General features: G+C 72.2%; 19 protein-coding genes. 8 read left to right on the top strand and 11 right to left on the bottom strand.

The genetic code is table 11. From position 1 onward, the window contains the following. Positions 1-181 precede the first annotated feature (181 nt). A complete protein-coding gene (locus tag AB0M97_RS03285; RefSeq protein WP_365958979.1) occupies positions 182-796 on the top strand; it encodes a hypothetical protein in 615 nt (204 codons plus the stop codon). A gap of 208 nt (positions 797-1,004) precedes the next feature. On the opposite strand, the gene AB0M97_RS03290 is transcribed toward AB0M97_RS03285, so the two are convergent. The 6 genes from AB0M97_RS03290 to AB0M97_RS03315 all read right to left on the bottom strand — a co-directional run bounded on the left by AB0M97_RS03290 (position 1,005) and on the right by AB0M97_RS03315 (position 5,337). Continuing rightward, positions 1,005-1,637: a hypothetical protein gene (locus AB0M97_RS03290; RefSeq protein ID WP_365958980.1), complete on the bottom strand. Its 633-nt coding sequence runs from the start codon at positions 1,635-1,637 to the stop codon at positions 1,005-1,007. Positions 1,638-1,705: 68 nt separating this feature from the next. Further along, entirely contained in the window at positions 1,706-2,407 is a 702-nt protein-coding gene (locus AB0M97_RS03295; RefSeq protein WP_365958981.1) for a ribonuclease HII, read from the bottom strand. A gap of 81 nt (positions 2,408-2,488) precedes the next feature. After that, entirely contained in the window at positions 2,489-2,611 is a 123-nt protein-coding gene (locus AB0M97_RS03300) for a hypothetical protein (RefSeq protein ID WP_365958982.1), read from the bottom strand. 202 nt (positions 2,612-2,813) lie between these two features. After that, positions 2,814-3,806, bottom strand: a complete 993-nt coding sequence (locus tag AB0M97_RS03305) for an ADP-ribosylglycohydrolase family protein (RefSeq protein WP_365958983.1) — start codon at positions 3,804-3,806, stop codon at positions 2,814-2,816. Continuing rightward, a complete protein-coding gene (locus AB0M97_RS03310) occupies positions 3,796-4,479 on the bottom strand; it encodes a histidine phosphatase family protein (protein ID WP_365958984.1) in 684 nt (227 codons plus the stop codon). The genes AB0M97_RS03305 and AB0M97_RS03310 overlap by 11 nt, the downstream gene beginning before the upstream one ends. A gap of 252 nt (positions 4,480-4,731) precedes the next feature. Next, positions 4,732-5,337 carry a YdbC family protein gene (locus AB0M97_RS03315; protein WP_365958985.1) on the bottom strand — a complete coding sequence of 202 codons (606 nt, stop codon included), beginning with the start codon at positions 5,335-5,337 and terminating at the stop codon, positions 4,732-4,734. A gap of 157 nt (positions 5,338-5,494) precedes the next feature. Between AB0M97_RS03315 and AB0M97_RS03320 the strand changes: the two genes are divergently transcribed. Then, on the top strand, positions 5,495-6,025 hold the full coding sequence (locus AB0M97_RS03320; protein WP_365958986.1) for a TerD family protein: 531 nt from the start codon (positions 5,495-5,497) through the stop codon (positions 6,023-6,025). A gap of 99 nt (positions 6,026-6,124) precedes the next feature. Here the strand turns inward: AB0M97_RS03320 and AB0M97_RS03325 are convergent, their stop codons facing one another. Next, entirely contained in the window at positions 6,125-9,028 is a 2,904-nt protein-coding gene (locus tag AB0M97_RS03325) for a vitamin B12-dependent ribonucleotide reductase (RefSeq protein ID WP_365958987.1), read from the bottom strand. 165 nt (positions 9,029-9,193) lie between these two features. Continuing rightward, a complete protein-coding gene (nrdR, locus tag AB0M97_RS03330) occupies positions 9,194-9,754 on the bottom strand; it encodes a transcriptional regulator NrdR (protein ID WP_365958988.1) in 561 nt (186 codons plus the stop codon). Positions 9,755-10,272: 518 nt separating this feature from the next. On the opposite strand from nrdR, the gene lexA reads away from it, so the two are divergent. Continuing rightward, entirely contained in the window at positions 10,273-11,052 is a 780-nt protein-coding gene (gene lexA / locus AB0M97_RS03335) for a transcriptional repressor LexA (protein ID WP_362445790.1), read from the top strand. 141 nt (positions 11,053-11,193) lie between these two features. Here lexA and AB0M97_RS03340 read toward each other — a convergent pair whose 3' ends face one another. Continuing rightward, positions 11,194-13,191 (bottom strand): ATP-dependent DNA helicase, encoded by a 1,998-nt coding sequence (locus AB0M97_RS03340; RefSeq protein WP_365958989.1) that lies wholly within the window; start codon positions 13,189-13,191, stop codon positions 11,194-11,196. A 123-nt stretch (positions 13,192-13,314) separates the two neighbouring features. After that, on the bottom strand, positions 13,315-14,808 hold the full coding sequence (locus AB0M97_RS03345; protein ID WP_365958990.1) for an aminotransferase class III-fold pyridoxal phosphate-dependent enzyme: 1,494 nt from the start codon (positions 14,806-14,808) through the stop codon (positions 13,315-13,317). Positions 14,809-15,061: 253 nt separating this feature from the next. On the opposite strand from AB0M97_RS03345, the gene AB0M97_RS03350 reads away from it, so the two are divergent. The 5 genes from AB0M97_RS03350 to AB0M97_RS03370 all read left to right on the top strand — a co-directional run bounded on the left by AB0M97_RS03350 (position 15,062) and on the right by AB0M97_RS03370 (position 19,476). Further along, complete coding sequence (locus AB0M97_RS03350; RefSeq protein WP_365958991.1) at positions 15,062-15,214, top strand: hypothetical protein; 153 nt, start codon at positions 15,062-15,064, stop codon at positions 15,212-15,214. 543 nt (positions 15,215-15,757) lie between these two features. Continuing rightward, positions 15,758-16,537, top strand: a complete 780-nt coding sequence (locus tag AB0M97_RS03355) for a LuxR C-terminal-related transcriptional regulator (RefSeq protein ID WP_365958992.1) — start codon at positions 15,758-15,760, stop codon at positions 16,535-16,537. 76 nt (positions 16,538-16,613) lie between these two features. Further along, positions 16,614-17,405, top strand: a complete 792-nt coding sequence (locus AB0M97_RS03360) for a LuxR family transcriptional regulator (protein ID WP_365958993.1) — start codon at positions 16,614-16,616, stop codon at positions 17,403-17,405. 207 nt (positions 17,406-17,612) lie between these two features. Beyond that, a complete protein-coding gene (locus AB0M97_RS03365; RefSeq protein ID WP_365958994.1) occupies positions 17,613-18,536 on the top strand; it encodes an ACP S-malonyltransferase in 924 nt (307 codons plus the stop codon). A 160-nt stretch (positions 18,537-18,696) separates the two neighbouring features. After that, positions 18,697-19,476 carry a helix-turn-helix domain-containing protein gene (locus tag AB0M97_RS03370; RefSeq protein ID WP_365958995.1) on the top strand — a complete coding sequence of 260 codons (780 nt, stop codon included), beginning with the start codon at positions 18,697-18,699 and terminating at the stop codon, positions 19,474-19,476. A gap of 20 nt (positions 19,477-19,496) precedes the next feature. On the opposite strand, the gene AB0M97_RS03375 is transcribed toward AB0M97_RS03370, so the two are convergent. Then, complete coding sequence (locus AB0M97_RS03375) at positions 19,497-21,482, bottom strand: AarF/UbiB family protein (protein ID WP_365958996.1); 1,986 nt, start codon at positions 21,480-21,482, stop codon at positions 19,497-19,499. Between the last annotated feature and the right edge of the window lie 9 nt (positions 21,483-21,491).

The following is a 21,491-nucleotide window of genomic DNA, read 5'->3' on the forward strand; positions in this document are numbered from 1 at the left end:
GCTTACCGCTCGATAAGGGTCGGTGGCCCCAATTGCTCGTTGCCGCATCTCAGTTCGACAGGAAGAATTGAGGTCCGCTCCCCGCACTGCTCGTCCGTGATCAGACAGGGCTCCACTGCGGTGCGCGGTCCCTGGAATCCGACCCCGCCCGCAGTGTGGGCGCGTAGCCGAAGGGAGGAACGTGACCTTCGGATTCGCTCCGTCCTCGGCGGCCTCGTTGTCGACGTCCGCCACCTCCGCCAATCGTGTGCTCGAGCCCGCGGAATGGGCCGCCGCGGGGATCCCGCTGCTGCGCAATCCCCGCGAGATCGTCAGCGGACTGCACACCCGGCACCGCCCGCGGCCCGAGACGGCCGTCGTGGCGGTGCTCGATCCGGACGACCGGCTGCGGGCGAGCGCCTCGTTCACGCGTCGCCAGGCGCAGGCCGACGGCTGGATGTTCCGCAACGCGCTGCTCGCCCAGCTGCGCCGGGTCATCCCGCACGATCTGCGCCGCCGCACGCCGGTGCGCACGGCCGTGCTGCTGTACTGCCGTGAGGGCGATGCGCGCTGGACGGAGGAGGACGGCGCGTGGATGTGGGGCCTGCGGGACGCCTGCACCCTGCACGGGCTGCGCTGCGGGGCGTACATCACGCTGACGCGAGACGGCTGGCAGGTGCTCGGTGACGGGCGGGGTGGACGCCGGCCGAGTGTGGATTCGACACCGGAGCCGTTCGCCACGTCCGAGGCGCTGCCTCCGCCGCCGAGGACCGGCGGCGTCTCCTCGGACGTGCTGCGCCGCGTGGCGGCCCGCTGACCCGGCCGACTCTTTGAACGCGTGAGCAACTGCGGCGGGACGTTCCGCCTTGCCGCCTCCCCCGCGCGGCGCACAGGGGCACTCAGCAGACACGGACACGCAGCACGCACAGGCAGACAGCACACGCCCAGGCACGCCGTACTCGCACGCGCACGCACAGCCACCACACGACGTCACCCGGCGCCGCCCGGGACGCGCGGGTGTCGGCTCAGACGCCCGCGCCCAGCACCGCGTTGATCCGCTGCGGGTCGCCGCAGACGATCAGCAGGGCGCCGGCCCGCGAGTGGGCCGTGGCCAGGGCCGCGGCGGCGGACGCTTCCGGGCCGCCGTTGACGGCGACGACGACCACGGGACGCGCGGCGGCGCGGTCCACGACGGCGGCGTCCGCGTAGAACACGTCGTCCCGCGCGTCGTGCTGCGCCCAGTAGGAGGCCTCACCGAAGGACAGCTCGTGGGCGGCCCACGGGTGCTGCTCGCCGGTGGTGACCACCAGGATGTCGCCGGGCGCGCGGCCCGAGTCCAGGAGTAGGTCCACGGCTTCCTCGGCGGCGTCGAGGGCACCCTCGACCGACGCCGGGATCAGCTGGACCTGCGGGGTGGCGGAACCGGCGGCAGCGGCCGGTCCCGACGGCGCGGGCTTGGCGGCGGCGACGTCATGCGGGGTGCGCTGCGCCGGGCTGGTGGCCCGCAGGGGGCCGCCGGGGCGGCCGGGCCGCGGCGGGGCCGCGGGACGGGGGCCGGGTACGGGGCGGGGGGTCGGCGCGGTGCGGCCGTTGGCCGGGGTGGCGCGGGGACCCTGGGCACTCTCGTGAATCTGAGGCTCCTCGGGAATGAGAGGCATGAGCTGATGTTTATCAAACGCCGGTGCGGCTCGCGTCGGCGGGTGGCCCTTGACCGCACGGGCAACCGTCAGAAATCGAAGCCGAGCTGACCCTCGATCTCCGGCACGCCCGCGTTCACCAAGGTGCGGACCTTCTTCAGGTGCCGCCACCTGGGCAGCGCATCAAGATACGCCCACGACAACCGGTGGTGCGGGGTGGGGCCCCGCTCCGCCAGTGCGGCCTTGTGCACGGGCGACGGATACCCGGCGTTGTCCGCAAAACCGAAGTCTGCATGGTCGCTGCCCAGTTCGGCCATCATTTTGTCGCGCTGGACCTTGGCGATCACCGAGGCCGCCGCGACCGCCACGCACGACTGGTCGCCCTTGATGACGGTCCGGACCCGCCAGGGGGCGCCGAGGTAGTCGTGCTTCCCGTCGAGGATCACCGCGTCGGGCCGGACGGGCAGGGCTTGCAGGGCGCGTACCGCGGCGAGCCGCAGCGCGGCCGTCATCCCCAGGTCGTCGATCTCCTCCGGGGAGGCGTGACCGAGGGCGTACGACGTCACCCAGGTCCGCAGCGTCTCGGCGAGTTCCTCGCGGCGTTTGACGGTGAGGAGCTTGGAGTCGGTGAGGCCTTCGGGGGGCCGGCGCAGTCCGGTGATCGCTGCGCAGACGGTGACGGGACCGGCCCACGCGCCGCGCCCCACCTCGTCGACACCGGCAATGACCTTCGCTCCGGTCGTGGCGCGCAGGGAGCGCTCGACGGTGTGAGTAGGCGGTTCGTACGGCATGGCGCCCTTAGGGTACGCCGCCCGCATCCCGCCGCGACACCCCGGTTCCCCGGGCCGTTCCGGGACGTTGGAAGGCTGCCGTCAGGTGTCGGCCGGGCGAAGCAGCGGGAACATCGGCCGGTCGATCAGCCCCTCGAGTTCCCGGTCGACCCATTCGCAGGTCTGCCCGGGCGCCGACACCAGCCACGTCCTCGACGCTATCACCGCATGGAAGCGTTTCCCCTGGCTCGGGTCGCATTCGTGAAGGACGGAGCGCAGGGCGAATCCGGCTCGCCGCATGGCTCGACGGGCGCTGGGTGGGACGGCCTGACCGTCGGCGCCTTCGCCGCCGCCGTCGTACTGCTGACGGCGTTCGCGTACGCCGGCAGCGCGGAAGGCCCCGGTCCAGGCTCTGTCCCCGCCGCGCTCAGCCCGTCGCCGACGCCCTCTCCCCCACCCCCGGCACCCACTCCGGCAGGCTCTCCGTCCGCTCCAGCCACTCCGTCGGCGGGGTGCCCGTCCTGGCCGAAGCGATCACGCCGCCCACGATCGCGCAGGTCGTGTCCACGTCCCCACCGGCCTGCGCGGTCGTCCAGAACGCCTGCTCGTAGTCGCCGAGGCACCGCGCGGCCGACCACAGCGCGAAGGGCACCGTGTCGTGCGCCGTCGTACGCCGTCCGCAGCCGAGGACCGCCGCGACGGTGCCCGGGTCGCCGTAGTCGAGCATGTCCAGGGCCCGGCGCAGGCCCGCGCCGACCGCGCTCCTCTTCGGCACCAGGCCGACTACGCCGTCGATGAGCCCTTCGGCGCTCGGCGGCCCGCCCGGGGCGGCGGCCAGCGCGGCGGCAGCGGCGACGGCCATCGCGCCGACCACGGCCTCGCGGTGCTGATGGGTGGGGTAGGCGGAGATCTCCGCCTGGTGCGTGGCCTGCTCGGGGTCGTCCGCGTACCAGGCGCCCAGCGGGGCGATCCGCATCGCGGCGCCGTTGCCCCAGGAGCCCTGCCCGTTGAACAGCGCGGCGGACAGCTCGCGCCAGTCGCCGCCCTCGCGGATCTGCCTCAGCAGCCGGTCGACGGCCCGGCCGTAGCCGCGGTCCGCGTCGTGGTGCCCGGCGAAGGAGTGCGCCAGCGCGTCCTGGTCGACGCGGTGGTGGGCGGCGAGGACGGCGACCACGGAGCAGGCCATCTCCGTGTCGTCCGTCCACTGCCAGGGCCCGTCGGGCAGCTCGCGCCGCTTGAGCAGCGGGTAGTTCACCGGGACGGAGAACTGGGCGCCCAGCGCGTCTCCGACCGACAGTCCGCGCAGGGCTGCCAGGGCGCGCTCCAGGCGCCGGGCGGGCGCGTCGGCCACGTCGACCGTGCCGGGTTCGCCGGATACGCCGGGTTCGTCGGGTGAGGAGTCGAAGGAGTCAGCGGTCATCGCTCTGCCACTCTATTCGGTGATCCCCGTACGGTTCCGGATCACGCCAGCGTTCGAACGGCCGGTCCAGCATGTACTTGCCGTCGTCCCCGAGAACGAGCATCCGCACCTCCCCGTTCCCCGGATTGGCCAGCGACTCGAACTCGGCCACCGTCCAGTGGAACCACCTCATGCAGAACAGCCGCATGGCCAGTCCGTGCGTCACGATCAGGACGTTCGGCGGGTGGTCCGGCGCCTCGAAGCTGCGGAACAGGCTCTCCAGGAAGCCGCCGACCCGGTCGTACACGTCGGCCCCGGACTCGCCCTGCGCGAAGCGGTAGAAGAAGTGGCCGTAGGCGTCCCGGTAGGCCTTCTGGAGGCGGACGTCGTCACGGTCCTGCCAGTTGCCCCAGTCCTGCTCGCGCAGCCGGGGCTCCTCGCGCACGCGTATCAGCTCGGGGTCGAGGTGGAAGGCGCGCAGCGTCTCGTGCGTACGGCGGTACGGGGAGACGTACACGCTGACCCGCTCACGGCCGAACAGCTCGCGCAGCGCCTTGCCCGTCTCCTCGGCCTGCCGCCAGCCGCGTTCGGTGAGGGCGAGAGCGTGGTCGGGCTCCCGCTCGTAGACGGAGTCGTCGACATTGCCCGTCGACTCGCCGTGCCGGACGAGAACGATGCGCCGTGGTCGTGCCATGCCAGCACACTAGATCGGGCCGGTGGCCGTCGAGCACCCGCGCGGGCCCCGTACGGCGTAGGTCACACGGATCGCGACACGGCGTTCGTCACACGGACCGCCGGCCACACGCGCGTGCCGCACGCCGGATCATGCCCGGTGCCACACGGGCGTGCCGCACGTAGGGTCATGCCCGGTGACCACGCGTGCGTGCCGCACGTAGGAGCGTGCCGGCGGCACACGCGTGTGCCGCACGCCGGGACGGTCCGGGAATCAAACGGTCCAGGCGGTCTCGAGATCCACGACGTCCCCGGTGAGGGCCGCGACGTCGGCCTCCGTCTGGGCGCGCAGGGCGAGCCGCTCCACCCGTTCCGTGCGGTACTTGCCGTGCTCGGCCGCCGAGCGCCACATCGACAGGATCAGGTACTCGTGGCCCGGCGCCTCGCCGAACAGTCCGCGGATCATGCCCGGCGAGCCGGCCATCGCCGGGTTCCACACCTTCTCCTGCATCAGGACGAAGTGCTCCGCGCGCTCCTCGTGGACGCGGCACAGCGCGACCCGCACCAGGTCGGCGTCGGTGAAGCGCGGCTCGAAGCCGGTCTTCACGTCGAAGCGGTAGTCGAACAGCCGCACCCGGGCGTCCTTGAAGGTGCCCGACTGGGCCGTCGCGAGCCGGTCGTGGGAACGCGCCATGAAGGAGTCGTAGAAGGCGCGGCTCTCCCAGAAGGCGAAGATGTTCGCCACGTCCGGTCGCCTCCGGCTCCAGCCACCGCCCTGTCCGCGAAATCCCGGCTCCCCCGGAAGCCCCGCCCATTTCCGCTGCCCCCGCTCGAACCCGCGGCGGTCCACCACGGTGCAGCGACTCCACTTGACCAGCACCGCGCCATCGTACGGCCCTGGACGTGGCGCCGGTCATGCTCGGCGGCACCGCTTCCCGGCGCGGGGCGGGGCCTGCGTGGGAGGATGGCAATCGGCCCTGGCTGCGCGGCAGTTAGGGGAAGGACGTGCAGGACGGGTACGGGGAAGGGGACTGCTGGTGAACGGTCTGGGCAAGGGAATCCGCAAGGTCGAGGTCTCGCTGAGGTGGGATCCGAGTCCGGCCGGGAAGCCGCCCTCCGATCTCGACCTGGTCGCCGGTACGTACCTGGCGAGCGATCCGCACGGTGACGCCGCCTATCTGGTGCACTTCGACAGCCGCTCCCCCGACGGCACGATCACGCTCAACCGGGACAGCGAGGACGGCAAGGGCTTCGGCTGGGACGAGGTCATGACGCTGGAGCTGGACCGGCTCGACGCCCGGTACGCGCGCGTGGTGGTCGGCGTCGTCATCCAGCAGCGCTCCGGCGCCCGGACGTTCGCGGACGTGGCCAACGTCGGCCTGCGCATCCGGGAGGGCTACACCGTGCTGGCCGAGGACGACTTCGGCGGTGTCCTCGGCGCGACGGCGGCGACGGTGGCCGAGTTCGTCCGGGGCGAGACCGGCACCTGGGACTTCCGCCCCGGAGTGCGCGGCTCCGGCACCGACCCGGCCACGTTCACGAGGACGATGGGCGCGGCGCGCAACTGAGAGGACGCCGGCAGGCACGGACACACGCGGAAGGGGACCGGCCACCGGGCCGGTCCCCTCCGTCGTCTCAGCGCTCAGCGGTCACCGCTGGGCCGGCGGTCAGCTGCAACCGCTCGTCGAGCCGCACCCCTCGCAGATGTAGCAGGACCCCGCCCGCTGCATCTTCGTGCCGCAGGAGAAGCACAGCGGGGCGTCCGCCTGGATGCCCAGTTGCATTTCCACCAGTTCGGCGCTGGTGTGGGCCTGCTGCGGGGCGGGCTTGGCGGCCTCCGTCCCGGCCTGCGGCGTGGCGACGGCCTTCAGCTCCTGGGCGCGCGGCGCCGACTGGGCGAGGCCCTCGACGTCGACCTCGTCGTCCGACGGCTCGTACGAGCCGGTCTCCAGGTGGCGCTGGCGTTCCTCGGCGGAGTGGATGCCGAGCGCGGAGCGCGTCTCGAAGGGCAGGAAGTCCAGCGCCAGGCGGCGGAAGATGTAGTCGACGATCGACTGCGCCATCCGCACGTCCGGGTCGTCCGTCATGCCGGCCGGCTCGAAGCGCATGTTGGTGAACTTCGAGACGTACGTCTCCAGCGGCACGCCGTACTGGAGGCCGACCGAGACCGCGATGGAGAAGGCGTCCATCATGCCCGCAAGGGTCGAGCCCTGCTTGGACATCTTCAGGAAGACCTCGCCGAGACCGTCGTCCGGGTAGGAGTTGGCGGTCATGTAGCCCTCGGCGCCGCCGACGGTGAAGGACGTGGTGATGCCGGGACGGCCCTTCGGGAGGCGCTTGCGGACCGGGCGGTACTCGACCACCTTCTCGACCGCGGTACGGATCGTCTCCTCGGCCTTCTCGGTGATCTCGGCCTTCTCCGCGGCCTTGGTGTCCTTGGTCTTCGCGGAGAGGGGCTGGCCGACCTTGCAGTTGTCGCGGTAGATGGCGAGCGCCTTGACGCCCAGCTTCCACGCCTCGTAGTAGATCTCCTCGACCTCCTCGACGGTCGCCGTCTCCGGCATGTTGACCGTCTTGGAGATGGCGCCGGAGATCCACGGCTGGATCGCGGCCATCATGCGGACGTGGCCCATCGGGGAGATGGCCCGCTCGCCCATCGCGCAGTCGAACACCTCGTAGTGCTCGGGCTTCAGGCCGGGGGCGTCGATCACATTGCCGTGGTCGGCGATGTGGGCGACGATCGCCTCGATCTGCTCCTCCTGGTAGCCCAGGCGGCGCAGGGCCTGCGGGACCGTGCCGTTGACGATCTGCATCGAGCCGCCGCCGACCAGCTTCTTGAACTTGACCAGCGCGAGGTCGGGCTCGACACCCGTGGTGTCGCAGGACATCGCCAGGCCGATGGTGCCGGTCGGGGCGAGCACGGACGCCTGGGAGTTGCGGAAGCCGTTCTTGTCGCCGAGGCGGATCACGTCCTGCCAGGCCTCGGTGGCGGCGGCCCACACCGGGGTGTCCAGGTCGTCCATGCGGACGGCCGTGGCGTTGGCGTCAGCGTGCTGCTTCATGACGCGCTTGTGGGCGTCGGCGTTGCGGGCGTAGCCGTCGTACGGGCCGACGACCGCGGCGAGTTCGGCGGAGCGCCGGTAGGCCGTGCCCGTCATCAGGGAGGTGATGGCGCCGGCGAGGGAGCGCCCGCCGTCGGAGTCGTAGGCGTGGCCGGTGGCCATCAGCAGGGCGCCGAGGTTGGCGTAGCCGATGCCGAGCTGGCGGAAGGCGCGGGTGTTCTCGCCGATCTTCTGGGTGGGGAAGTCCGCGAAGCAGATGGAGATGTCCATCGCGGTGATGACCAGCTCGACGACCTTCTGGAAGCGGTCGGCCTCGAAGGACTGGTTGCCCTTGCCGTCGTCCTTCAGGAACTTCATCAGGTTCAGCGAGGCCAGGTTGCAGGACGTGTTGTCCAGGTGCATGTACTCGCTGCACGGGTTCGACGCGGTGATGCGGCCGGACTCGGGGCAGGTGTGCCAGTTGTTGATGGTGTCGTCGTACTGGATGCCGGGGTCGGCGCAGGCCCAGGCGGCCTCGGCGATCTTGCGGAACAGCTGCTTGGCGTCGACCTCTTCGATGACCTCGCCGGTCATGCGGGCGCGCAGGCCGAACCTGTCGCCGTTCTCCACCGCCTTCATGAACTCGTCGTTCACGCGGACCGAGTTGTTGGCGTTCTGGTACTGGACGGACGTGATGTCGTCGCCGCCCAGGTCCATGTCGAAGCCCGCGTCGCGCAGGACGCGGATCTTCTCCTCTTCCTTCACCTTGGTCTGGATGAAGTCCTCGATGTCCGGGTGGTCGACGTCGAGGACGACCATCTTGGCGGCGCGGCGGGTGGCGCCACCGGACTTGATGGTGCCGGCGGAGGCGTCGGCGCCGCGCATGAAGGAGACCGGGCCGGAGGCGTTGCCGCCGGAGGACAGCAGCTCCTTGGAGGAGCGGATGCGGGACAGGTTCAGGCCGGCGCCCGAACCGCCCTTGAAGATCATGCCCTCTTCCTTGTACCAGTCGAGGATCGACTCCATGGAGTCGTCGACGGACAGGATGAAGCAGGCCGAGACCTGCTGGGGCTGCTGGGTGCCGACGTTGAACCAGACAGGGCTGTTGAAGCTGAAGATCTGGTGCAGGAGGGCGTACGCCAGCTCGTGCTCGAAGATCTCGGCGTCGGCGGGCGAGGCGAAGTACGTGTAGTCCTCACCGGCCTTCCGGTACGTCTTCACGATGCGGTCGATCAGCTGCTTGAGGCTGGTCTCGCGCTGCGGGGTGCCGACGGCACCGCGGAAATACTTGCTGGTGACGATGTTGACCGCGTTCACCGACCAGAAGCCGGGGAACTCGACGCCGCGCTGCTCGAAGTTGACCGAGCCGTCGCGCCAGTTGGTCATGACGACGTCACGGCGCTCCCACTCCACCTCGTCGTAGGGGTGGACCCCAGGGGTGGTGTGGATGCGCTCGATCCGCAGTCCCTTCCCGCCCTTGGTGCTCTTGGCTCGGGAACTCCGTGCCGGACCGCTCGCCGTCTCTGTCATGCCGCCTCCCTGTACGGGCGAAAACGCCCTGAAGTGCCCCGTTTGTTCCCGTGGCACGGTGTTCTGTCTGGTGTCGCGGGCCTCTCGTACGCCGCCCGCGACAGGTCTTCTCCCTCGCCGCCGCACGGCCGGCCCCGGTCCTGTGGTCCGGGTCCGGCCCGCCGGTCAGTCGGCGGCGCCCGCGGGTTCGGGGACCTGCCCGGTTCCCGTCGGCCCGCGGTCGTCTTCCTGGCTCCCCGCACCCGCGCCCTCGCGGACCGCGTCGTCCGCGGCGGTGCGCCCCGTCTGCTGCCTGAGCTCCATGATCGCGGCCTCGAAGTCCTCGAGCGAGTCGAACGCCCGGTAGACGGAGGCGAAGCGCAGGTAGGCGACGAGGTCGAGCTCCTGCAGCGGGCCGAGTATGGCCAGTCCCACGTCGTGGGTGGTCAGCTCGGCGCTTCCGGTGGCCCGCACCGCCTCCTCGACCCGCTGGCCGAGCTGGGCGAGCGCGTCCTCGGTGACAGGCCGCCCCTGGCACGCCTTGCGCACGCCGTTGATGACCTTGGTGCGGCTGAAGGGCTCGGTGACCCCGGACCGCTTGACCACCATGAGCGAACACGTCTCCACGGTCGTGAAACGACGGGAGCAGTCCGGACACTGGCGGCGCCTGCGGATCGACGTGCCGTCGTCGGTCGTACGGCTGTCGACGACGCGGCTGTCGGGGTGCCTGCAGAAGGGGCAGTGCATGGTTCCCAACCCTCCTCACAGCAGACCCATTGACCTCGCCGAGCCACATCAGCCCCACGAAGCAGCCCTCAGCATAGGCGATCTCCGCCGGACCGATCACCCGGGGGACCACAACTTCTGGGCTACCGGTGCAACACCTACCACTACATGTGGGGATTGGCTCATACACACGCCGTACGCGCGTGTCGCGGCCGCCCCGCCGCGGCGGATGCGGGGATACCGTGGGCACCACGCGGAGGGGACGTGCCGCTCCCGCGAAGGACGGAGGTCCGGATCCGGCCGGCGGAAGGCCGGATGGCAGACTGGGCGGCGCCCCGCGGGGCCGCCGTCCCGGCGGTGACGCAGGACGAGCCACGGGCCCTTCTGCCCGCCCCGCAGCACGGTAAGCCCGGTACCAATACACCTGGACTCACGATCACGTCACTTGAATCGCGTTTTTTCACTCGAACGTGTGTTTGGCGCAACCTTTCGAAAGCAACTACCGTTGTGCAGCAGGGAGACCATCGAGAGGGGCCGACGTGACCACGACCGCAGACAGTGCCACCATCACTGCCCAGGACCGCTCCCAGGGCCGACTCGAGCCGGTGCACGCGATGAACGAAGCCACGAATCCCGAGGGGCACAAGCGCTCCCTGCCCGGACGACCTCCAGGCATCCGGGCGGACAGTTCCGGACTCACCGACCGGCAGCGCCGGGTGATCGAGGTCATCAGGGACTCCGTGCAGCGCCGCGGGTACCCGCCGTCGATGCGGGAGATCGGCCAGGCCGTGGGCCTGTCCAGCACCTCGTCGGTGGCACACCAGCTCATGGCGCTCGAGCGCAAGGGCTTCCTGCGCCGCGACCCGCACCGCCCGCGGGCCTACGAGGTGCGCGGCAGCGACCAGGCCTCCTCCGTGCAGCCCACGGACACCGCCGGCAAGCCCGCCGCGTCATACGTGCCGCTGGTCGGCCGTATCGCCGCCGGTGGCCCGATCCTCGCCGAGGAATCCGTCGAGGACGTCTTCCCCCTCCCGCGGCAGCTCGTCGGCGACGGTGAGCTGTTCGTCCTGAAGGTCGTCGGCGACTCGATGATCGAGGCCGCCATCTGCGACGGCGACTGGGTCACGGTCCGCCGCCAGCCCGTCGCCGAGAACGGCGACATCGTGGCCGCGATGCTCGACGGAGAAGCCACCGTCAAGCGCTTCAAGCGCGAGGACGGCCACGTCTGGCTCCTCCCCCACAACTCCGCCTACGAGCCGATCCCCGGTGACGACGCGACCATCCTGGGCAAGGTGGTCGCCGTGCTGCGCCGCGTGTGAGGTCCGAGGCGGGCGGGCCACGCCACCGCCCGCTCCCTGACCGGGCCCCGGAACCCCTGCGCCGGTTCCGGGGTCCCGTTTTTTGCGCCTGAACCGGCGCTCCCCCGCGAGACGGGCCGGTAAATCCCCCGCGCGCCGTGTCTACTGGGACTCCGCCCTTGCCTTCGCGTCGATCGCGGACAGGGACTTGCGGACCTGGTTGCGGTCTGTCGTGTACCAGAAGTCGGGCAGTGACGCCTTGAGGTAACTGCCGTAGCGGGCCGTCGCCAGCCGTGGGTCGAGGACGGCGACCACGCCGCGGTCGCCCGAGGCCCGGACCAGACGGCCCGCGCCCTGGGCCATGAGCAGCGCCGCGTGCGTCGCGGCGACCGCCATGAAGCCGTTGCCCCCGGCGTCCTCCACCGCCTTCTGGCGGGCGCTCATCAGCGGGTCGTCCGGGCGCGGGAACGGGATCTTGTCCATGACGACGAGCTGGCAGCTCGGCCCCGGCACGTCGACGCCCTGCCAGAGCGACAGCGTGCCGAACAGGCAGGTCTTCGGGTCGGCCGCGAAGTTCTTGATCAGCTCGCCGAGTGTCTCCTCGCCCTGGAGCAGGATCGGGAACTCCGGGATCCGGGAGCGCAGTTCCTCGGCGGCGAGCTGGGCGGCGCGCATCGACGAGAACAGCCCGAGGGTACGGCCGCCGGCCGCCTGGATGAGCTCGGTCAGCTCGTCCAGCATGTCGCCCCGGTCGCCGTCCCGCGCGGGGCGGGCCAGATGCTTGGCTACGTAGAGGATGCCCTGCCTGGGATAGTCGAAGGGCGAGCCGACGTCGACGCCCTTCCACTGCGGCAGGTCCTCGCCCTCCGTGCCCTCGGGGGCCAGGCCCAGGGAGGCGGCGACGCCGTTGAAGTCGCCGCCGAGCTTCAGGGTCGCGGAGGTCAGCACCACCGAGCGGTCCGCGAACAGCTTCTCCCGCAGCAGGCCCGACACGGACATGGGGGCCACGCGCAGGGAGGCGCCGCTGTACCGGAAGGCCGCTCCGGCGCGGGGCTCGTGCCGCTCGTACCAGACGACGTCCCACTCGGAGCCGTGCGTGATGCGCTCCGCCACGCTGTGCACGGTCTCCACGCTCGCCAGTGCCTGCTTGCGGACGGCGTCCTCGTCCTGGACGGACTTGTCGCGGGTGGTGCCGAGCGCGGAGATCACCGTGCGGCACGCGTCGCGCAGGGCCGTCAGGGCGTAGCCGAGGTCCTCCGGGATCTCCTCCAGGCGGCCCGGCAGGGCCAGCTCCATGAGCCGCTCGAAGCCCTCGGCGGCGGTCTGGAGCTGGTCGGCGGCCTTCTCGTTGACGAGCTTGGCGGCGCGGCGGACCGCGCGGTTGACCTGCCCGGGGGTGAGTTCGCCGGTGGCGACTCCGGTGACGCGGGAGACCAGCTCGTGCGCCTCGTCCACGATCAGCACCTCGTGCTGCGGGAGGACCGGGGCGCCCTCGATGGCGTCGATCGCGAGCAGCGCGTGGTTGGTGACGACGACGTCGGCGAGCTTGGCGCGCTCGCGGGCCGTCTCGGCGAAGCATTCGGTGCCGTACGCGCACTTGGTGGCGCCCAGGCATTCGCGGGACGACACCGACACCTGGGACCAGGCCCGGTCGGAGACACCCGGCGTCAGGTCGTCACGGTCGCCGGTCTCGGTGTCGTCGGCCCAGTCGCGCAGCCGCAGCAGGTCCTGGCCGAGCTTGCTGGTGGGCGCCGCGGCCTCGAACTGGTCGAAGAGACCCTCCTCCTCGTCCTGCGGGACGCCCTCGTGCAGGCGGTGCAGGCACAGGTAGTTCGACCGGCCCTTCAGCATGGCGAACTCCGGGCGGCGGCGCAGCAGCGGGTGCAGCGCCTCCACCGTGCGCGGCAGGTCCCGCTCGACCAGCTGGCGCTGCAGGGCCAGCGTGGCGGTGGCGACCACGACCCTCTCCCCCTGGGCGAGCGCGGGCACCAGGTAGCCGAGGGACTTTCCGGTGCCGGTGCCGGCCTGGACCAGCAGATGCGAACCGTCGTCGACGGCCTGGGCGACCGCTTCGGCCATGGCCACCTGGCCGGGGCGCTCCGTGCCGCCGACGGCTGTGACGGCGGCGTGCAGGAGTTCGGGGAGTGAGGGCTTCGTCATAGCCCGACCACCCTACGGCCCGGCACTGACAAACGGGTGGTCACCGGGGAGGAGCCCCTCGTTCGAGGGGTCCTCTCGTGCCGGGGGTCGCCGGCGGTCCGGCGTGGCCGCGGCACGCGCGCGTCACCCCGTACGGGCGTCCGCGCGGCCGGCGGCGGCGCCCAATGCCTCGGCCAGGCGGTCGAGCACGGCCGCTGCCTGCTCGTCGGTGATCGTCAGGGGCGGCAGCAGCCGGACGACGTTCGCGTGCGGGCCGCCCAGGTCCACGATCAGGCCCCGCCGCAGACACGCGCGCTGGACGGCCGCGGCGAGTTCGGGTGCGGCGGTGCGAGGCGTCCGGCCGGTTTGCGGCTCGGTACCGGACGTCGGCGAGCCGGGGTCGACAGGACGTCCACAGGTGCCCTGGTCCTCCTCCGGCCTCACCAGTTCGACGCCGATCATCAGGCCCCGGCCCCGTACGTCGCCGACGCAGGGAAAGTCACCGGCCAGGGCGCGGAGCCGGGTCAGCATGTGCGCGCCGAGCCGTGCCGCGCGTTCGGCGAGCCGGTTCTCACGGACGTACGCGAGCGTGGCCGTGCCGGCGGCCATGGCGAGCTGGTTGCCGCGGAACGGGCCGGCCGGTGTGTCCGGCTGCCCGGCGCCGAGGTCCTCGTGGTGGACCAGTACGGCGAGCGGCAGGCTGCCGCCGATGGCCTTGGACAGGACCATCACGTCCGGGGTCGCGCCGCTGTGCTCCACCGCCCACAACGCGCCGGTCCGCCCGACCCCTGTGTGGGTCTCGTCCACGATGAGCGGGATGCCCCGCTCGGCCGTGATCCGCCGCATGCTCCGCAGCCACGCGTCGGGCGCGGGCAGCACCCCGCCCTCGTCCTGCACGGGTTCGAGGATCATCCCGGCGGGCTGCGGCACGCCCGGCCGGGGGCCGTCGAGGACGGACTCGGTCCAGTGGGCGGCGAGTTCGGCGCCGCGGGGGCCGCCGACACCGAACGGGCAGCGGTAGTCCTGCGGGTGGGGCAGGCGGGTGATCCGCGGGTCGAGCGGGTCGCCGGAGGCTTCGCTGACCTCGGCGCTCGCGCCCTGGTGGGCGCGGGTGAAGGCGATCAGGCCGGTCCGTCCGGTCGCGGCGCGCACGAGCCGGAAGGCGGCCCGTACCGCGTCGCTGTCCGCCGGTCCGCAGAACCGCACGCGCGCGTGGGCGGCGAGGCCGGGCGGCAGCGTGTGGAGCAGTTCGGTGACGAAGGCGTCCTTGACGGGGGTGGCGAGGTCGGGGACGTGCAGCGGGGCGCCCGAGTCGAGGACCGTGCGGATCGCCTCCAGGACGACGGGGTGGTTGTGTCCCAGGGCGAGCGTTCCGGCGCCGGAGAGGCAGTCCAGGTAGCGGCGGCCGTCGGCGTCCTCGACGGTCAGGCCACGCGCGCGTACCGGCACGATCGGCAGGGCGCGCGCGTACGTGCGTGCCGCCGACTCGCGTGCCGACTGGCGCCGTGGGACGCCCTCCTGCCCGGCGCGTCCCCGGTCGCGGGCCGGCCCGCCCGGGCGCCCGGCCCGGTTCCCGCCCTCGGGGTACCGCCCGTCGTGTTCCCCGCCGTCCCCCTGCCCCCGGCGCGCGGCATCCACCACGGCTTCCTGCCTCCCGCTGTCCACGGGGGCCGCGCACCGACGGCGGACCCCCTTGCGCTACCAACCCCGGACCGCTCGCCGGGTTACGGGCCGGGCGGGGTTCCTCGTGGCGCGCCCGGCCCTGCCCGGCCCGGCTCCCGTGGTGCGGCCCGCCGGGGCGGAGTGCACAGCGTCCTGCATGCTTTCGGCGGTGGCAAAGCAGACCGTTGCTCACCTTCGTTCCATGAATTGCCATTGGTATAGAGCACGCATGTCCGAGCCCTATATCCTGCCGACACAGGGGCTGATGCCCGGGTTGTCCGGCGCGGAGAACGCGGGGGGCGAGCCGGCGATCCCGGCCGGAACGCCGTACCGGAGGAACGGCGATCACCTGGTTCGTTGCCAATGCCACCGATCGTTCTGAACGTTGCTCAAACTCTCGTCGGCGAGACTGAACACCTACCGGCCCGTAATTTCTGAATAGGTGGATTCATTCCGATTGACCGTTTGGTTGGCATCTCCACGCGTGGCGAGACGGCTACCACAGCGGCACAGGGCCGTAACAGCGGCACACCAGGCAAAGTTGGCAACTTGGGGCCACCACCGCGGCGATACGCGCGAGTAACCGTCCCCATAGCACCCAAAGCGGAAGCGGTACCGCGGGTGCCGGTCGTCAAACCTGCAGCTTGCTGTCACTGACAGCGCCACTAGAACTGGATATCGTCGGGGAGTCGTGATTACCTACACCTGATTTCGGCCGCACCGTGAGCACAAAGCACACGACCGATCCACAACACGCCTTTTATTGCCCAGGGGGCAATGCGTCACGGTTGGCACGAAATTAACTTCTGATTTAAACAATGCGCCGAGCGGGGGCCGGCGGTGGCGCTGAGCGCCACTCAGCTGGGGCCATCCTGAGCCGGTACACGCGCGGCGACGCAAGGTGGAACAACATGGGGGCGCACGCGTGGCTGGCACTTTGTTCGAACTTCCAACGGTCGGCGAGCTGGAGGGAACCGCCCCCCAGGGCCATGCCGCTCGCGTGGAGCAGACGCTGCTGCAGGCCCGGGGTCTGATCGAGTACACGGTCTCCCTGCACCGTCGCCGGCCGGCGACGGCCTCCGGCCTGACGCACATGGACGCCGAAGGGACCGCCGAGACCCTCGAAGAACTCGTCCTCAGCGCGCGCCGCTCGGTGAACGTGGCGCTGACCGGATCGGCCGCTTTGGTGGAAGGCGTGCTGCGGTGCCTGGTGCGGGTGCCGAGCGGAGTGACCGTCCGCGTGCTGTGCAGCCCGGCCGCCGTCGACGTGGCCCCCGCCCGGCTGCGCAGCCTCCCGGCCGTCCGGGTGTTCCCGCACGAACTGTGCGGCATCGTCGTGGTCGACGGAACGTCCGCGTTCCTGCGGCTGGGGGCCAGGGGCGCCGGGGACGGCCGGGCGGCGATGGTCACCGACTGCGCCGCGGTCAGCACCCTCCAGCTGCTGTACGCCGGTGTCTGGTCGCGCGGCCGCAAGCTCGTCGACCACCCCGAGCTGAGCCCGCGGCTGCGCTCCGACCTCACCCGCCGCATCCTGGAACAGCTGCGCTCCGGGCGCACCGACGCCACCGCCGCGCGCGAGCTGCAGGTGTCCCTGCGCACCTACCGGCGGCACGTGGCTGAGATCATGCGGGAGTTGAACGCGACCTCCCGCTTCCAGGCCGGCGTGCGCGCCGTCGAGATCGGGCTGCTGCCCAAGGCTCCGTGACCACCCGGGCGGGACGCCGCCCGGGTGCCGCGGCGCCCCGAGGAACGGAACATCCAGCGAGGAGTGGGGGCACACCGTGTGCAGCCAATCGGGGGACGAGTTGGAGCATGCCCTCCTGCAGCTCAGAGAGTTGATCGAGTCAACCGTGATCATCCACCGGGACCGCAGCCGGCGGGAGCAGCTCATCACGGCGCTCCCCGGCAGCTACGGCAAGCTCATCGGCGTCACGCGTGAGCTGATCCAGCAGGCGGGCAGCACCGTCGACGTCCTGCGTTCGCGGGTGCCGGCCCCCGGCAAGCGGCTGGAGAAGATCGGGCGGCTGGAGTCCGGGCTGCTGCAGTTCCCGCGGGAGACGGTCTCGATACGGCTGCTGGCCAGTCCCGACCTGGTGGGCGAGACGTTCTGGGAGCGGCTGCCTCCCGAGGTCCAGGGGCAGCTCGCGATCCGGGTGGCGCGGCTGCCGCCCCTGCAGGTCCTCATGGCCGACGGCGCCACCGCCCTGGTGGTGGTGGGTCCGCCCGCCGACCGCCGGGCGTCCCTCATCAGGGTGCCCGAGGTGCTGGAGGCCCTGGGGACGCTGTTCGAGAGCATCTGGAGCAGCGCGGTCCCGCCGGACGAGGAGCTCGTGTTCGGCGACCCCGACCGGGCGGTACTGGCCCGCCAGATACTGGGCGCCATGCGGGCCGGTGTCACCGACGAGGTGGCCGCCCGCGAACTGACCGTCTCCGTGCGGACCTACCGCCGTTACGTCGCGGAGATCATGGCCCTGCTCGGTGCCACGTCCCGTTTCCAGGCCGGGGTCAGGGCGGCGGAGCTGGGGCTGCTGCCGCGCGGCACGACCTGGCAGGACGGCACCGGCCGCCCCTGAGACGGACGGGCGCAGGTTCCTGAAACGCGCGTTGCCCCGTGCGCGAGGGGGCAGTTGGATGGATCCGCAGGGAACGGGATTCATCTTCCAGGGTTGTTCCCGGTCTCCGGCGGCTCTCCCCGTGGCCGCCGGTCCGCGGCGGTCCGCACCGGCCTGACCGGTGCGGGTCCCCGTGCCCTCGACGACGTCCGTGCGGAAGGTGGATCCATGGAGCAGCGGCCGATCGGTCTGGTGTTTCCCGGCCAGGGAACGCAGCGTCAGGCAATGGGCGCCCCGTGGCGGGACACGCCGTCCTGGGAGATCACCGCGGAGATCTCCGAGGCCACCGGGGAGGACGTCGCCGAGCTGCTGCTCAACGCGTCGACGGAGCAGCTGCGCCGCACCGACCTGGCCCAGCTGTCCGTGTTCTCGGTCGCGATGATCGCCCACGCCGAGGCGGTACGGCGGGAGGCCTTCGACGGGCCCGTGGTCGCCTGCGCCGGTCACAGCCTGGGCGAGTACGCCGCCCTCACCGCGGCCGGCGCCTTCACCGTCGGCGCCGCCGCTGCCCTGGTCGCCGCGCGCGGCCGTGCCATGCGGGAGGCCTCCGGCGCCCGCGAGGGCACCATGGGCGTGCTGGTCGCCGCACCGCTGGAGGACGTGGAGCAGCTGGTGGACGCCGCGCGGGACAGGGGCGCGGACGTGTGGGTCGCCAACGTCAACGCGCCCGGCCAGACCGTGATCTCCGGGTCGGTCGACGGGGTCGGCCTGGTCGCGGACGAGGCGCCCTCGATCGGCGCCAAGTTCATCCGCCTCCAGGTCGGCGGCGCCTTCCACAGCCCGTACATGGCGCCCGCCGCCGAGGCCCTCGCCACCGCGCTGAAGGAGACCCCGGCCGCGCCGCGCCACCTGCCGGTGGTGGCCAACGTCGACGCCCGGCCCTACGACGGCGACTGCGGCTGGGCCGAACTCGGCACCCGCCAGCTGACCTCGCCGGTGCTCTGGGAGGCGAGCGTCCGCACGCTCACCGGCTCCCTCGGCTGCGGCCGGCTGGTCGAACTCGGGCCCGGGCGCACCCTGGCGGGGCTGATCCGCCGGATCGTCCCGGACGTCGAGGTGATGTCCGTGGACAGCCCGGCCGCCCTGGACTGACGACGAACCGCGCGAGCACGAGAGAGCCGGACACCATGGCATCCGTTCCCGACGGCAGGCGGCCCCGCCGCCGCACGGCCGCGTCGCCTCCGGCGGCGTGGCCCCAGTGTCCCGCGCGCGCCGCCGGGCGCGGCGGCCCGGCACGGCAGGTGACCCGACGATGACGACCGCGCCCCGGGAGTGGGTCAGCGGTGTCGGCGTGCTCGACAAGGCCTCCACGCTGCTGGCGATCGTGGAGCAGGCGCCGACGCCGCTGAGCGAGCTGGTCTCCCGCAGTGGTTTGACCCGGCCCACCGTGCACCGGATCGCGGTGGCGCTGGAACGGCTGGGGCTGCTCAGCCGGGACTTCCACGGCCGTTTCGTCCTCGGGCCCCGGCTCGGCACCATGTCCGTCGAGGCCCGCTACGACCGGCTGGCGCAGGCGGCGACGCCGGTCCTGGCCGAGCTGCACGCCCGTACCGGGCTCGACGCCCGGATCCTGCGGCGCCGCGGCAGGCTGCAGACCTGCGTCGCGGCCTGCGCGGGTGGTCCGGGGCCCGACGGCGCCGAGCGGGTGCCGGTCGGCATGTCCCGGCCCGCCCTCGCCGGCGCGGTCGCGCTGGTGCTGCTGGCCTGGGAGGAACCCGAGGAGATCCACGAGGGTCTGCACGGCGCCCGGTTCACCGCCGCCCACCTCGCGCAGGTACGCCGCCGCGGCTGGGCCCGCGGGCCCGACGTCATGCAGCCCGGTGACATCGCGTTCGCCGTGCCCGTGCAGGACAGCGGCGACCGGGTGGCGGGCGCGCTGTCGGTGTCGGGGCCGCCCGGGCGGATGGACGCGCTCCCGGGCCGGTGGCTCGCCGCGGCCGTGTTCGACGCCGCCGCCGACCTGGCCGACGCGCTGCGGCGCGCCCACGCCGTGCCGTCCCCGTGGGACAGGGCGGCGGCGGGCACGCCCTGAGCGGGCCGGGGCCCGGCGGTTCAGCGCTGTGTCTTGGTGATGGTGAACAGCACCCGCAGCACGAGGACCGAGCTGATCAGCAGCATGTTGTAGCCGAAGATGTCGAACAGCCGCAGTGAGCCGGCGACCCGCGGACCGCCCTGCGTGGACAGCAGCAGGATGCCCAGGACGCCGGTCAGCGCGCCGAGGAAGGCGAGCAGTACGTCACGGACGATGCCCCGGATGAAGCGCCGGTCCCGTTCGTCGGCGAACACCCGCACGTTGACGCTGAGCCTGCCCTGCTCCAGGGCGCTGCTGATGCGCTCGGCCCGGCGCGGCAGCCGCAGCAGCATCGGCAGGACGGCGGCGGCCTCGTCGAAGACCGAGCGGGACAGCTGCCGCGGGGAGAGCCTGCGGGCCAGTTCGGTGGAGGCGAAGGCCCGCGCCTCCGCCACGAGGTCGAAGCCGGGCACGAGCCGGTTCAGCGCGCCCTCGACGGTGGCCAGGGCCCGGAAGGCGGCGGCCACTTCGGGCGGTACGGTCAGGCCGTACTGGGCGACGAGCAGGAACAGGTCGGTGAACATCTCACGGCCGGGGGATCCCGAGGAGTCGAGGTGCCGGGCGGTGAAGCGGCCCAGGGCGCGGGTGAAGCGCTCCTCGTCGATCTCGTCGGGGCGCTCCACGAGTTCCAGCAGGGCGTCGGAGAGCGCCTGCGGGTCGTTGCGGTCGATGGCCATGAGCAGGTCGCGCAGGCTGGAGCGCAGCATCTGGTCGATGCGGCCCACCGAGCCGAAGTCCACGAGGCCGAGCGTGCCGTCGTCCAGGACGAGGACGTTCCCCGAGTGCGGGTCGGCGTGGAAGACGCCCCCGATCATGATCTGTTCCAGCAGGCAGCCGAACAGGTCGCGGGCGAGCCGCTCGCGGTCCAGGCCCTGGGCTTCGATGACGGTGTCGGCCCGGTTCAGGGTGACGCCGTCGAGCCACTCGACCACCAGGACGCGTTCCGTGGACAGCTCCTGGTGGACCTCCGGCAGGCGGACCCGCGATCCCGGGCCGCCGCTCTCCTCGCCGGAACCGCCGCTCGCGGCCCGGCCGGTGTGGGCGGCGACGACCGCGGTGTTGCGGGCCTCGGTGCGGAAGTCCAGCTCCTCGTGGAGCGAGTCCGCGAACCCCCGCACGAGGTCGCGGGAGCCGACCGTCCGGCCCCAGGTGGTGTTCCGGTCCAGGATCTGGCTGATGCGGAACAGGATGTCCAGGTCGCGTTCCACCACCTGCCGGGCACCGGGCCGCTGGACCTTGACGGCCACGGCGCGGCCGTCCCGCAGCCGGGCGCGGTGCACCTGGGCCATGGAGCCGGCCGCGAGCGGCTCGGGTATGAACTCCGCGAACACCTTCTCCGGCGGCGCCTTCAGCTCCTCGGCGAGGACGCGTTCGATGTCGGGCCACGGTTCGGGGGCGACCTCGTGCTGCAACGAGCTGAGTTCGTCGACGAACACGTCGGGCAGCAGGTCGTAGCGGGAGGACAGCACCTGGCCCAGCTTGACGAAGGTGGCCCCCGCCTCCTCCAGGGCCAGCCGCAGCGACCTGGCCAGCGCGGCCTGGTCCTGGGGGCTCGCGGTGCCGCGCCGGGACCGGCCGGTCAGGAAGCGCCGCAGCCCGTGCCGTACGGCGATCCTGCTGAGCTGGGTGTAGCGGCGGCTGCGGGCCAGCCTGCGGCGCAGGGCGCCGGGCCAGCGGACCATGCCGCGCACCGAGCCGTTGGACACGGCCGCCTCGGACAGGACGAGGAACAGCATCGCGCCGAGCAGGGCCGCGCCCAGCTGCACGGTCACCAGCGGGGTGCGGCTCGCCTCCGGGCCCATCGGCGTGCCGGCCACGCCCGCGGCGAGCAGCCCCGCCACGCCCGTGAGCAGTGCCCGGACCGCGCCGATGCGCAGTCCGAGCACTCTGCGGGCCAGTACGGCCATGATCATGGGGCCGAGCAGGGCCGTGGCCCCGGCGATCAGGAGAACGTCGACTGCATTCACCTCGCCGAG

It is taken from the genome of Streptomyces sp. NPDC051207 (assembly GCF_040682395.1).
Taxonomy (GTDB): Bacteria; Actinomycetota; Actinomycetes; order Streptomycetales; family Streptomycetaceae; genus Streptomyces.

What these genes read in the sequence shown, in the direction of transcription:
- AB0M97_RS03305 (WP_365958983.1), bottom strand. Translation starts at nt 3,806, where the DNA reads ATGACCGCTGACTCCTTCGACTCCTCACCCGACGAACCCGGCGTATCC.
- AB0M97_RS03365 (WP_365958994.1), top strand. Translation starts at nt 17,613, where the DNA reads ATGGAGCAGCGGCCGATCGGTCTGGTGTTTCCCGGCCAGGGAACGCAG.
- AB0M97_RS03370 (WP_365958995.1), top strand. Translation starts at nt 18,697, where the DNA reads ATGACGACCGCGCCCCGGGAGTGGGTCAGCGGTGTCGGCGTGCTCGAC.
- AB0M97_RS03310 (WP_365958984.1), bottom strand. Translation starts at nt 4,479, where the DNA reads ATGGCACGACCACGGCGCATCGTTCTCGTCCGGCACGGCGAGTCGACG.
- AB0M97_RS03295 (WP_365958981.1), bottom strand. Translation starts at nt 2,407, where the DNA reads ATGCCGTACGAACCGCCTACTCACACCGTCGAGCGCTCCCTGCGCGCC.
- AB0M97_RS03325 (WP_365958987.1), bottom strand. Translation starts at nt 9,028, where the DNA reads ATGACAGAGACGGCGAGCGGTCCGGCACGGAGTTCCCGAGCCAAGAGC.
- AB0M97_RS03340 (WP_365958989.1), bottom strand. Translation starts at nt 13,191, where the DNA reads ATGACGAAGCCCTCACTCCCCGAACTCCTGCACGCCGCCGTCACAGCC.
- AB0M97_RS03350 (WP_365958991.1), top strand. Translation starts at nt 15,062, where the DNA reads ATGTCCGAGCCCTATATCCTGCCGACACAGGGGCTGATGCCCGGGTTG.
- AB0M97_RS03290 (WP_365958980.1), bottom strand. Translation starts at nt 1,637, where the DNA reads ATGCCTCTCATTCCCGAGGAGCCTCAGATTCACGAGAGTGCCCAGGGT.
- nrdR (WP_365958988.1), bottom strand. Translation starts at nt 9,754, where the DNA reads ATGCACTGCCCCTTCTGCAGGCACCCCGACAGCCGCGTCGTCGACAGC.